7 protein-coding genes are annotated in these 13,495 nt (G+C 60.7%); 3 read left to right on the top strand and 4 right to left on the bottom strand.

The features are described 5' to 3' along the window. Positions 1-200 precede the first annotated feature (200 nt). The gene (locus ACI2KS_RS06525) at positions 201-758 is read left to right on the top strand and encodes a peptidylprolyl isomerase (RefSeq protein ID WP_404618338.1); all 558 of its coding nucleotides are present in this window, start codon (positions 201-203) and stop codon (positions 756-758) included. A 164-nt stretch (positions 759-922) separates the two neighbouring features. Continuing rightward, positions 923-2,782, top strand: a complete 1,860-nt coding sequence (locus ACI2KS_RS06520; protein WP_404618336.1) for an ABC transporter ATP-binding protein — start codon at positions 923-925, stop codon at positions 2,780-2,782. 116 nt (positions 2,783-2,898) lie between these two features. Here the strand turns inward: ACI2KS_RS06520 and ACI2KS_RS06515 are convergent, their stop codons facing one another. After that, positions 2,899-4,026 (bottom strand): GNAT family N-acetyltransferase, encoded by a 1,128-nt coding sequence (locus ACI2KS_RS06515; protein WP_404618334.1) that lies wholly within the window; start codon positions 4,024-4,026, stop codon positions 2,899-2,901. A 280-nt stretch (positions 4,027-4,306) separates the two neighbouring features. On the opposite strand from ACI2KS_RS06515, the gene ACI2KS_RS06510 reads away from it, so the two are divergent. Continuing rightward, positions 4,307-5,587, top strand: coding sequence for a putative porin (locus ACI2KS_RS06510; protein ID WP_404618332.1), 1,281 nt, complete (start codon positions 4,307-4,309; stop codon positions 5,585-5,587). 121 nt (positions 5,588-5,708) lie between these two features. Here the strand turns inward: ACI2KS_RS06510 and ACI2KS_RS06505 are convergent, their stop codons facing one another. From ACI2KS_RS06505 to fadD1, 3 genes are all read right to left on the bottom strand, one after another. Next, positions 5,709-6,830, bottom strand: a complete 1,122-nt coding sequence (locus ACI2KS_RS06505; RefSeq protein ID WP_404618331.1) for a beta-ketoacyl-ACP synthase III — start codon at positions 6,828-6,830, stop codon at positions 5,709-5,711. Positions 6,831-7,152: 322 nt separating this feature from the next. Further along, positions 7,153-11,064 (bottom strand): ATP-dependent RNA helicase HrpA, encoded by a 3,912-nt coding sequence (hrpA, locus tag ACI2KS_RS06500; protein WP_404618329.1) that lies wholly within the window; start codon positions 11,062-11,064, stop codon positions 7,153-7,155. A gap of 431 nt (positions 11,065-11,495) precedes the next feature. After that, complete coding sequence (fadD1, locus tag ACI2KS_RS06495) at positions 11,496-13,193, bottom strand: long-chain-fatty-acid--CoA ligase FadD1 (protein WP_404618327.1); 1,698 nt, start codon at positions 13,191-13,193, stop codon at positions 11,496-11,498. Positions 13,194-13,495 lie beyond the last annotated feature (302 nt).

Genomic DNA, 13,495 nt, shown 5'->3' with positions numbered 1-13,495 from the left:
CGGCTTGCTGGCGAAAGCACCGTACCTGTGACCACGACGTGGACTGACACACCGCATTCGCCAGCAGGCCGGCTGCCACAGCACTGAGGCCATTGACGACAACCTTGTGCGAACCCGCCCTGTCAAAATCGACTCAAACGTGCTTCCCTTGCTTCCTGTTTTTTTGTCGTCGAAAAATCACTTTTCAGGACCTCTGCCCCATGCTGAAGAAAATCGCCCTCACCGCCGCGTCCCTGCTTTTCGCCTCCAGCCTGATGGCCGCCCCTGCGCCACACGTTGTGATGGAAACCACCAACGGCACCATCGAGATCGAACTTAACCAGGACAAGGCACCGATCAGTACCCAGAACTTCCTCAAGTACGTGGACAGCAACTTCTACAGCAACACCATTTTCCATCGGGTCATTCCCGGCTTCATGGTTCAGGGTGGCGGCTTTACTCAACAGATGATGCAAAAGCCGACCAACGACCCGATCAAGAACGAAGCGGACAACGGCCTGCACAACGTGCGCGGCACCATTGCCATGGCACGCACCTCCGACGTGAACTCGGCGACCAGCCAGTTCTTCATCAACGTCAAGGATAACGACATGCTTGATCACGGCAATCGTGATTTCGGCTACGCGGTATTCGGCAAAGTGGTCAAAGGCATGGATGTGGTCGACATCATTGTCAACTCGCAGACGGGGACCAAGGGCGGCATGCAGAACGTGCCAGTCGACCCGATTCTGATCAAGTCGGTCAAGCGCGTGAACTAAGCTTGTGAAGCACTCCAGAGCCGGGCGCCTGCCCGGCTTTTGCATTCTCAGGATCAAGTCGCGGGAATAACCGCGAGCATTCGCCGTTTAATGCGGTCAGAACATGGGACTGTCTTTTAGCCCCTCAGAAAGGAGAGCCCGCTCAAGCGTGGGCGTCATTGCCAATGCTCTATCGTCGTTTCGAAAAGCTGATCGACATCTTCCGCGACGCCCCAACCGCCGCCCCGCCCAACCAGGTCATGTCGTTTTACGTCTATTACCTGCGCCAGGTCTGGCCCAGTTTCGTCGCGCTACTGGTGGTCGGGCTGATTGGCGCGTTGATCGAAGTGTCGCTGTTCAGCTACCTGAGCCGCATCATCGACCTGGCGCAAGGTACGCCGAACCCGAACTTCTTCCGCGAGCATGCGCTGGAGTTGAGCTGGATGGTCGTGGTCGCGCTGGTGCTGCGGCCGATATTCGTCGCCCTGCACGATCTGCTGGTGCACCAGACCATCAGCCCCGGCATGACCAGCATGATCAACTGGCAGAACCACAGCCACGTGCTCAAGCAGAGCGTCAATTTCTTCCAGAATGACTTCGCCGGGCGCATTGCCCAGCGCATCGTGCAGACCGGCAACGCGCTACGCGATTCCGCCGTGCAGACGGTGGATGCCATGTGGCATGTGCTGATCTATTCGATCGGAGCGCTGGTGCTGTTCGCCGAAGCCGACTGGCGCCTGATGATTCCATTGCTGAGCTGGATCCTGGGCTTCATTCTCGCGCTGTGGTACTTCGTGCCACGGGTCAAGGCGCGCTCGGTGGTCTCCTCAGACGCCCGCTCCAAGTTGATGGGACGCATCGTCGACGGCTACACCAACATCACCACCCTCAAGCTGTTCGCCCACACCCACTCCGAACAGCAGTACGCCCGTGAGGCCATCAGTGATCAGACCGAGAAAACCCAACTCGCCGGTCGGGTGATTACCGAGATGGACACCGTGATCACCACGCTCAACGGCATCCTGATTGTCTGGACCACCGGCCTTGCGTTGTGGCTGTGGACCCAATCGCTGATCTCGGTGGGCGCGATTGCGCTGGCCACGGGTTTGGTGATCCGCATCGTCAACATGTCCGGCTGGATCATGTGGGTGGTCAATGGCATTTTCGAAAACATCGGCATGGTCCAGGACGGGCTGCAGAGCATTTCCCAGCCGGTGGGCATCACTGATCGCGAGTCGGCGCCCAAGCTTGCGGTCAGTCGCGGCGAAGTGAAGTTCGAGAACCTGCAATTCCAGTACGGCCAGGGCAAGGGTGTGATTCACGGCCTGAACCTGAACATCAAGGCGGGCGAGAAGATCGGTCTGATCGGGCCCTCAGGCGCGGGGAAATCGACCTTGGTCAATTTGCTGCTGCGTTTGTACGACGTGCAGGGCGGGCGAGTACTGATCGACGATCAGGACATTTCCCACGTCGCTCAGGAAAGCCTGCGCTCGCACATCGGCATGATCACGCAGGACACGTCGCTGCTGCACCGCTCGATTCGCGACAACCTGCTCTACGGCAAACCCAACGCCACCGACGCCGAGCTGTGGGAAGCGATGCGCAAGGCTCGCGCCGATGAGTTCATCCCGCATTTGTCGGACTCCGAAGGTCGCACCGGCCTGGATGCCCATGTCGGTGAGCGCGGGGTGAAGCTGTCCGGCGGGCAGCGTCAGCGCATCGCGATCACCCGGGTGCTGCTCAAGGATGCGCCGATCCTGATCATGGACGAAGCGACTTCGGCGCTGGACTCGGAAGTGGAAGCGGCGATTCAGGAAAGTCTGGAGACCCTGATGCAGGGCAAGACCGTGATCGCCATTGCTCACCGGCTGTCGACCATCGCCCGGATGGACCGTCTGGTGGTGCTGGAGAACGGCTACATCGCCGAAAGCGGCACCCACGCAGAACTGCTGGCGCACAAAGGGCTGTATGCACGGCTCTGGGCGCATCAGACAGGTGGGTTTGTGGGGATGGAGGATTTTCCTCTGGCGCCACAATCGTTGTAGTCCTCCGGCTTGCTAGCGGTGACGACCTGAGGGTCGCTACCGCCGGCAAGCCGGACGGCTACAGAGGGTCGAGCATTTGCCAGCAAGCCGGCTCCCACATTGGATCTACCCCGCTTTCACTCCCCTTGCCGATACGGTAACGCCGCTCTTGCCTCCTCGGCGTACGCCAGAATCCCCGCTCGCTCCTGACTGAGGAAGTCGGTCACGGCCTCGCGCAAGCCGGGGTGCGCCAGATAATGCCAGGAGTGAGTGATCACCGGCTCGAAACCTCGAATCAGCTTGTGCTCGCCCTGTGCGCCGGCGTCGAAACGTTTGAAACCCTGAGCGATGGCGTAATCCATGCCCTGATAGAAACAGGTTTCGAAATGCAGGCGGTCGTACTCGGCCAGGCAGCCCCAATAACGGCCGTAAAAGCTGTCGCCGCCGATCAGGCTGAACGCCATCGCCACCGGCCGCACGCCTTGTCTGGCCAGGACAACGCGGATGGCTTGGGGCATGCGTTCGGCCAGCAGGCTGAAGAACTCTCGCGTCAGGTACGGCGTCTGCCCGCGCACCTCATAGGTGTTGGAATAACAGGCGTAGACGAAGTCCCAGTGCGCCTCGCTAAGCTGCTGACCCTCCAGCCATTCAAAATCCAGGCCCTGCCCTGTCACCTGTTCGCGTTCCTTGCGCATCTGTTTGCGCTTGCGCGAACTCAAGGCATCGAGAAAATCCTGAAAGTCGCGATAGCCGCGATTCTGCCAGTGGTACTGACAGCCAATGCGCTGCAGCCAACCCGGCTGCTGGGCGAGCATGGCATCGGCCACCGGGTCGGTGAAGTTGACATGCACGCTGGACAGCGCCTCAGCCTGGGCATAACCCGGCAGGCAAGCCAGTAGCTCGCGGCCGTCTTCGGGATTCTTCGCCAGCAATCGTGGCCCGCTGACCGGGCTGAACGGGACCGCCACCAGAAGCTTGGGATAGTAGGCGATGCCCGCCCGGCGGCAGGCGTCCGCCCAGGCATGATCGAACACGTACTCGCCGTAGGAATTCCACTTGCGATAGGCCGGCAAGGCGGCGATCAAGCGGTCGTCTTCGTAGTGCAGCAGATGTTCGGCACGCCAGCCCGACCGCGGTCCCAGGCTGCCGCTGTCTTCCAGCGAACTGAGAAAGCCATGGCGCAGAAAAGGCGAGTCGCCGGGTATCAGCGCGTCCCACTCTGCGGGCGAAAGGTCCGACAGCTTATCCAAACGATGTAACGACATCAGCACCCCCACTTCTTTAGCGCGCAAGCGTGGCGAGTATCGCCGATTAAAAACAATTTCACATTGCCCGCGTGCGGCGAAGGCTCTAGTCCGGTACTTGCAAGGACACACACCGTCACGTAGATGCCATCACTTAGCCACTGTTTCGTCATAAACGGCCGTAATACTGGCGCCTGTTTTTAGAGCCCCCGGTTCTAAGAACGCTGACTTCTTGCCGTCCGCTACCGGTCGGTTGTTTTCAGGATGGCTTCGTCATCCCTTCTCATCTACGGAGATTGATATGCGTCTTGCTTCCACCAAAACTGCGGCAGCCCTGTGCGGCGGTCTACTGCTGGCCATGAGCGTCCCGGCCAGCGCCGCAGTCGACGCCCAACTGCTCGACATGCTCAAGGCCAACGGCTCGATTTCCCCAGCCCAGTACGCCGAACTGCAAAGCGAGCTGGCCAAGGATCAGCAGGCTCAGCAGCAGGCACAAAAGGCGACAGCCGATCAGATCGCGGCGGCCCAGACCAAGTCGGCAGATCTGTCGGCTTTCGAGCAGAAAGTGGCGTGGGCGGCCAAGACTCAATTCAAGGGCGACGTGCGCGTTCGCCAGGAGACCATCAAGATCGATGGTCAGAACAACAGCCAGGACAAGGACCGTCAGCGTATTCGTGCGCGTCTGGGTGCCTATACCGAGATCAACCCGCAGGTCAGCACCGGCATTCGTATCGCCACCGGCGGCAGCAACGATGCCCGTTCGACCAACCAGGATCTGGACGGTTACTTCGTCAAGAAAGACCTGTGGCTGGACATGGGTTACATCGATTACCACCCCACTGCCCTGCCGAACCTACACGTGATCGGCGGCAAGATGGCCCAGCCGTGGGTCAGCATGGGCGATATCATCTGGGACAGCGACATCAATCCGGAAGGTCTGGCCGCAACCTACAGCCTGCCAATCAACAAGAACTTCGATTTGTTCGGCAGCATCGGCAACTACACCCTCAAGGACAACATCGACGGCGACGGCACGCAGTTCAAGAATGACCTGCGCCTGAACGCTGCCCAGCTGGGTACCCACTTCCAACCGATCGACGCGCTGAAGTTCACTGTCGGCGGTAGCGTCTACCAGTACCAGAACGACAAAGACGCAGCTGCGCTGTCGGTCAACGGCAACAACACTGACCGCTTCCGTCTGCTCGAAGGCTTTGCGCAGGTGGACATCAACGGTCTGGCCGTTCCACTGTCCCTGTATGGCCAGTACGTGAACAACAACGCCACCGACAGCGACGAAGATACCGGCTGGCTCACCGGGGTGAAGACCAAGGTGTTCGGCTTCGGTCTGGATTACAACTACCGGGATGTACAGCGTAACGCCGTGGTCGGCGCCTTTACCGATTCCGACTTCGCCAACGGCACCACCGGCTCGCGCGGTCACAAGCTGGCCGTCTCTTACGACATCGACAAGAACTTCTCGGTCGGCGCGACTTACTTCCTGACCAAGGCAGGCTTCGCCACGCCGATTCGTCGTGACGCGGACGCCAACACGCTGCAACTGGACGTGCTGGCCAAGTTCTAAGAGGGGTGGTGGCAATCCCTGTAGCAGTACGGCTTGCCGGCGGTGGCGTCCTCGAATCGTTACCGCCGGCAAGCCGTGTTGCTACAGGTCATATCGCCGCATCGGGCTTGCGCGCGGCCGATCAGTGTTTGCGCAGGATCACGCTACCAATCGAATACCCGGCCCCGAACGAGCTCAATACGCCCAGCGCGCCGCTTGGCAGATCGTCCTGGTATTTATGGAAGGCGATCACCGAGCCTGCCGAGCTGGTGTTGGCGTAGCTGTCGAGAATCACCGGCGCTTCTTCCACGGATGCATCGCGACCCAGCAACTTCTTGACGATCAGGTGGTTCATGCTCAGGTTGGCCTGGTGCAGCCAGAAGCGTTTCACATCACCTACATTCAGGCTGTTTTCCTGCAGGTGCACACCCACCAGTTCAGCGACCATCGGGCAGACATCGCGGAATACCTTGCGCCCTTCCTGCACGAACAGTTTGTCCGGCGTGCCTTCGCCGTCTTCAGCGGTGCGGTTGAGGAAGCCAAAGTTGTTGCGGATATTGTTGGAGAAGGTGGTCAGCAACTTGGTGCTGACGATGTCGAACTGGTGCTCGGACGTCGCCAGATCGGCACGCTCGACCACCACGGCGGTGGCGGCATCACCAAAGATGAAGTGGCTGTCGCGGTCGCGGAAGTTCAGGTGCGCGGTGCAGATTTCCGGGCTGATCACCAGTAGCGCGCGGGCCTGGCCGAGCTTGACGCTGTTGCTCGCCGTCTGGATGCCAAAAGTGGCCGAAGAACAGGCAACGTTCATGTCGAAACCGAAGCCCTGCACGCCCAGCGCCGACTGGATTTCGATGGAAATGGCCGGGTAGGCGCGCTGCAGGTTGGAGCAGGCGACGATTACGCCGTCGATGTCGGCGGCGGTCTTGCCGGCGCGCTGCAAGGCTTGCTCGGCAGCGGCGACACCCATCTGGCAGAGGATCGACCACTCGTCGTTAGAGCGCTCGGGCAATCGCGGCTTCATGCGTTGCGGGTCAAGGATGCCGTCCTTGTCCATGACGAAGCGGCTCTTGATGCCGCTGGCTTTCTCGATGAAGGCGGCGCTCGATTCAGTCAGTGCCTGCACCTGACCGGCTTCGATGGCGGCGGCATTGTCGGCGTTGAACTGCGCGACGTAGGTGTTGAACGAATGCACCAGCTCATCATTGGAAATGCTGTTGGCCGGGGTATAGAGCCCTGTGCCACTGATCACGACGTCGTACACGGTCGTTCCTCTCTATTTAACGGCAGCTTGTTAATGGCGGCAGGCAAAGGGCCTGCGCAAGCATGGTGCTGGCTGTTTCTGGAACGACAGTACCAATGCAACGGTAAACTTCCCGGCGGGCGGGGACTTGGTTCTAGTGAAGCCATGACGTTTTAACCGCGAAGTTTGCCATAACGGTGGGGATTTGGCGCTATCGGGCTGAGTAAACAGCCCTGTTGCGCTGCCCATGCCCATTGAAACATGTAGCAGCACGGCTTGCCGGCGGTGCCGAACTCAGGATCGCTACTGCCGGCAAGCCGTACTGCTACAGATATCCTCTCGATTACCCTTCGACCGTCGTCCACTGCTTGCTCAAACGCTTGTCGGAAATCGGCACCTTGGTCCCCAGTTGCTGACCGAACAGCGACACGCGGTATTCCTCGAGCCACCAGCGATACACCACCAGCTCGTCGTCGCGCTTGCCTTCCTGGGCGTGCTTGGCAGCGCGGGTCTGGTATTGCGCCCAGAGGTTGCCCAGCTCGATGCTCCAGACGCGGTCCTTCTGCACCTGGCTGCCGAGTTTCTCCAGCCGCAGTTCAATGGCCTTCAGATAACGCGGCAGCTCCTTGAGCCAGGCGGCCGGGGTCTCGCGCACGAAACCTGGATACACCAGCTGGCTCAATTGCCCTTTGACGTCGTTCAAGGCCACCGCTTGCGCCAGGTCGATCTTGCCCTTGAAGCGCTTTTGCAGGCCGTGCCAGAGCTTGAGGATTTCCAGGGTCAGTCTGGCCAGCCGCTCGGCAGTGTCGGTGAGCTGGCCGCGCTTGCGTTCAGCCAGCGACATCAGCCCCGCCCCGTCACGCGGCAACGTGGCTTCGCCTTCGAGTATGCAAGTGTCCAGGCTGGCCAGCAGAATGTCTTCGATCAACCCATCGACGCGACCCATATCGCGGTACAGCAGCGCCAGCTCGGTCTGCCCCGGCAGCTTGCTGCGCAGGAATTTTGCAGGTTCGGCCAGTTGTTGCAGCAACAGCCGCTGCAAGGCGCGACGATGCTGATACTCGGCCTCGGTCTGGGTCGAGAAACGCCCTTCCTTGACCGCGCCGCCCTCTTCGACCAGCGCCGGGTACACCGTCATCGACAGCCCGGCGATCTTCTGCTGCGTTTTTTCCGCCACCTTGGCAAAACCTTTGGCCTCCACAGGTTGCTGGCCCTGGGCGGTCTGCGGCACCGCCAGCGCGGCTTGCCCGGCCTCGGCGAAGCGCGCGGTCAGCTCGTCCAGCTCACGGCCTTCACCGAGGAACTTGCCATTGGCATCGACCACCTCAAGGTTCATCTTCAGGTGGTTTTCCAGCTGTTGCGCAGCTTCTGCCCAGGCCTCATCGGTCACCCGGGCGCCGGTCATGCGCAGCAGCTCGCGTCCCAGCGCCTGAGGCAGCGAGCCCTCGGCAAAGACCATGCGCTGCAAGGCCGCCTTGACGAAGTCCGGCACGGGCACGAAATTCTTGCGCAAGGACTTGGGCAGGTTACGCACCAGCGCCACGCATTTGGTCTCCAGCAGCCCCGGCACCAGCCATTCCAGACGTTCGGCCGGCAACGACAGCAGCAACGGCGCCGGTACTCGCAACGTCACGCCGTCGCGGGCATGATTGGGCTCGAAATGGTAGGTCAGCGGCAGCGTCAACTCACCCAGACGCAGGGTGTCCGGGTACTGGTTGGCGGTGACCTCGCTGGCCTCACGGGCCAGCACGTCTTCCTCGCGCATGATCAGCAGCTGCGGGTGCTTCTGACTTTCCATCCGGTACCAGGCATCGAAGGTCGCGGTCTGATGAATCTCGGCGGGCAAGCGCTCGTCGTAGAACCGGTACAGGGTTTCTTCGTCCGCCAGAATGTCGCGACGCCGGGCCTTGGCTTCCAGCTCGTCGAGCTGTTCCAGCAGCCTGGTGTTGGCGCTCAGGCATTTGGCCCGTGACTGGATCTCCCCGCGTACCAACCCTTCGCGGATAAAGAACTCCCGCGAAACCACCGGGTCGATCGGTCCGAAATGCACCGGACGACGGCCGACCACGATCAGCCCGAACAGGGTGATCTGCTCGAACGCAACGACCTGGCCGCGCTTTTTCTCCCAGTGCGGTTCGAAGTGATTCTTCTTGATCAGGTGCCCGGCCAGCGGCTCGATCCAGTCCGGCTCGATCTTGGCCACCATGCGCGCATAGAGCTTGGTGGTTTCGACCAGTTCGGCGGCCATGATCCACTGCGGCCGCTTCCGACCCAGCCCGGAGGATGGATGTACCCAGAACCGCCGCTGGCGGGCGCCGAGGTAGTCGCCGTCCTCGGTTTTCTGGCCGATCTGGCTGAGCAGACCGGACAACACTGCCTTGTGGAATTTCGGGTAATCGGCAGGCTCTTTGTTGACCGTCAGTTGCAGGTCGCGGCAGATCAGGCTCAGCTGCCGATGGGAATCACGCCACTCGCGCAGGCGCAGGTAATTGAGGAAGTTACGGCGGCACCAGTTACGCAACGGACTGGCAGTCAATGCCTGGCGCTGTTCCTCGAAGCCTCGCCACAGATTGACCAGTCCGGCGAAGTCCGAGTCCTGATCCTTCCATTGCGCATGGGCCTGATCGGCAGCCTGCTGGCGCTCCGGCGGACGCTCGCGCGGGTCCTGAATCGACATGGCGCTGGCAACGATCAGTACCTCCTGAAGGCTGCCTTGTCTGGCGGCTTCCAGCAGCATGCGACCCATGCGCGGGTCCACCGGCAGCCGCGCCAGCTGTCGGCCCAACGGCGTCAGCTGGTTCTCGCGATCGACCGCCGACAGCTCCTGCAACAGGTTGAAGCCATCGCTGATGGCCTTGCCGTCTGGCGGCTCGATGAACGGAAAATCGGTGATCTGGCCCAGACGCAGGTGCAGCATCTGCAGGATCACCGCCGCAAGGTTGGTGCGCAGAATTTCCGGATCGGTGAATTCGGGTCGCGAGAGGAAATCTTCCTCGCTGTATAGGCGCACGCACAGCCCGGGCTCAACCCGACCGCAGCGGCCTTTGCGCTGATTGGCGCTGGCCTGGGAGACTGCCTCGATGGGCAGGCGCTGGACCTTGGCGCGGTAGCTGTAGCGGCTGATGCGCGCAGTGCCGGTGTCGATCACGTAGCGAATGCCCGGCACCGTCAGGGAGGTTTCGGCGACGTTGGTCGCCAGTACCACGCGACGGCCCGGATGCGACTGGAAAATCCGTTGCTGCTCGGCGGGCGACAGACGCGCATACAGCGGCAGGATTTCGGTGTGTTTGAGCTGGGCCTTGCGCAGCATCTCGGCGGCGTCGCGAATTTCACGCTCGCCGGGCAGAAACACCAGCACGTCACCCGGGGACTTGCGTTCGCTGCGCTCGAATGCCGCCAGCTCGTCCAGGGTCGCGAGAATGGCCTGATCGACGGTCAGGTCCTCCTCGACGCTGTTGCCCTCCTCGTCCTGCTCGGAGGTCAGCGGGCGATACCAGGTCTCGACAGGGAAGGTCCGCCCCGAGACTTCGATGACCGGCGCCTTGTCGAAATGCTCGGAGAATCGCTCAAGGTCGATGGTCGCCGAGGTGATGATGATTTTCAGGTCCGGGCGCCGCGGCAGCAGGGTCTTGAGGTAGCCGAGCAGGAAGTCGATGTTCAGGCTGCGTTCGTGGGCTTCGTCGACGATGATCGTGTCATAGCGTTCGAGAAAACGGTCGTGCTGGGTTTCGGCCAGCAGGATGCCGTCGGTCATCAGCTTGATCAGGGTATTGCTGTCGCTCTGGTCTTCAAAGCGCACTTGATAGCCGACCAGCGCGCCCAAGGGCGTGCCGATTTCTTCGGCGACACGGCTGGCGACGCTGCGTGCGGCGATCCGGCGGGGCTGGGTATGACCGATCAGGCCGTGCTGGCCACGACCGATTTCCAGACAGATCTTTGGCAGCTGGGTGGTTTTACCCGAACCGGTTTCGCCGGCGATGATCAACACCTGGTGCTTGAGCAACGCCTCCTTGATCTCGTCGCGCTTGGCGGCGATGGGCAGATTCTCGTCATAGCGCATCGTCGGCACGCTTTGCTTGCGGCTGGCCACCTGCGCGCAGGATCCCTGGACGCGCTCGACCCACTGCGCAAGCTTCGCCTCGTCGGGCTTCTTGCGCAGCTCGTGCAACTGACGACGCAGGCGATGACGATCACTGATCATCGCGTGCTCGAGGTTTTTGGACAGTTGGTCGATGGAAGGCGATTCGTCGGTCATCAGGGCGCGAAGTCTTTTCTATCTGAATGCAGGGCGCGGATTGTCGCAGATTTGATGGGGGTGATGCATATCCGTGGGCAAACTCGGCCGCCGGTGTGTACGCCGCTGCGCTGCTGGCCGAAAGCCGTAAAAACAAACAACTGCGGCTGTTGCCCGAACTTGATCGCTCCCACGCTGCGCGTGGTAGCGTCTTGCCGGACGCTCCGCGCCCCATGGTTTGATGACCCAGAGCGTCATGGACTGCATTCCCACGCGGAGCGTGGGAACGATCAAGTCCTCAAGGAGTAAGCTTGCTTGCGAGACGTCAGAACACATACATCGATGCTGCCTGACGCACCGCCATCGCGAGCAAGCTCACTCCTGAAGGAATGCATCGCGGGCCTAAAACAACAAACCCCGCACAATGGCAGGGTTTGTCAGGACTGAAATGCTCAGGCCGGCTTCTTCAACGCCAGCTTTTTCAGCTCTTCGTCACGCAACTCGCGACGCAGGATCTTGCCGACGTTGGTGGTCGGCAGCGCGTCGCGAAACTCCACGCTGCGGGGCACCTTGTAGGCGGTGACGTTGGCGCGCATGTGTTCCATGACCTGTTCTTTGGTCAGGGTGACACCCGGCTTGACCACCACGAAGATCTTGATCGCCTCGCCCGACTTTTCGTCCGGCACCCCGATGGCCGCACATTGCAGCACGCCCGGCAGGGTCGCCAAGACGTCTTCCAGTTCGTTGGGGTATACGTTGAAGCCGGACACCAGAATCATGTCCTTCTTGCGGTCGACGATGCGCATGTAGCCATCGGCCTGAATCACCGCGATGTCGCCGGTCTTCAACCAGCCTTCGGCATCGAGCATCTCGTCGGTGGCTTCCTGACGCTGCCAGTAGCCCTTCATGACCTGCGGACCCTTGACGCACAACTCGCCGACTTCGCCGAACGGCAGTTCTTCGCCGGCATCGTTGATGGTTTTGCACAGGGTCGACGGCACCGGAATGCCGATGGTGCCCATCTGGATCTTCTGGATCGGGTTGACCGTGGCCACCGGGCTGGTTTCGGTCATGCCGTAACCTTCGCAGATGGAGCAGCCGGTCACGTCCTTCCAGCGCTCGGCGGCGGCCTGTTGCAGCGCCATGCCGCCGGACAGGGTGACTTTCAGCGAGGAGAAATCCAGATTGCGGAACTCGGCGTTGTTGCACAGCGCCACGAACAGTGTGTTCAGCCCGACAAAACCGCTGAACTTCCACTTCGACAACTCCTTGACCATCGCCGACAGGTCGCGCGGGTTGCTGATCAGGATGTTGTGGTTGCCGATCAGCATCATCGACATGCAGTGAAAGGTGAACGCATAGATGTGGTAAAGCGGCAGCGGCGTGATCAGGATTTCGCAACCTTCATTGAGGTTGGAGCCCATCAGCGCCTTGCACTGCAACATGTTGGCGATCAGGTTGCGGTGGGTCAGCATCGCGCCCTTGGCAATCCCGGTGGTCCCGCCGGTGTACTGCAGGACCGCGACATCGCTGCCTTTGGGCGAGGCGTCCAGAACCGGCTGGCCGTGACCCTTGGCCAGCACTTCGTTGAACTTGACGGCCTTGGGCAGATGGAACGGCGGCACCATTTTCTTTACATACTTGATGACACTGTTGACCAGCAGGCGCTTGAGCGGCGGCAGCAGGTCGGCCACTTCGGTGACGATGACGTGCTTGACGCCGGTCTTGGGCACGACCTTTTCCGCCAGGTGCGCCATGTTCGCCAGGCACACCAGCGCCTTGGCACCGGAGTCGTTGAATTGGTGTTCCATTTCCCGCGCAGTGTACAGCGGGTTGGTGTTGACCACGATCATGCCGGCACGGATGGCACCGAATACGGCGATCGGGTATTGCAGCACGTTGGGCAGTTGCACGGCGATGCGATCGCCAGGTTGCAGGTCCGTGTGCTGCTGCAGGTACGCGGCGAACGCCCCGGACAACTCGTACATTTCACCATAGGTGAGTGTCTTGCCCAGGTTACTGAACGCAGGTTTGTTGGCGAAACGCTCGCAGGACTGTTTCAATACCGCCTGAACGTTTGGATACTCGTCCGGATCGATATCGGCAGCAATGCCAGACGGATATTTATCCTTCCAGAAGTTTTCGATCATGGAAGCCGACTCCTCAGCGACAGCGTTTCTACACACCGCTTGATGCGATGATTTCTTGTGTTTGGAATGTTTGTAGCAACCGCTTTTTGTTTATCGACAGGGCAAAAAGCGGGCCGAGCGTAGCAGCTTTGTTTGAGGTCGACCAGAGCCAATAGCGGCCCCCATAGTCACAAATATGACTCTTGAATGTGTACCGGTCACGTTTAGAGCAATGAACCTAAATGTCGGAATTTCTCCGTTCCGCCTCCATTTTATTGGAAGAGCGCACCCTCTGTAGGAGTGAGCTTGCTCGCGACTGCGTC

Origin of the sequence: Pseudomonas sp. NPDC087358, from assembly GCF_044900785.1 — a bacterium.
Taxonomy (GTDB): Bacteria; Pseudomonadota; Gammaproteobacteria; order Pseudomonadales; family Pseudomonadaceae; genus Aquipseudomonas.
Note: the sequence above shows the minus strand (reverse complement) of the source record. Positions and strands in the feature narration are given on the sequence as shown.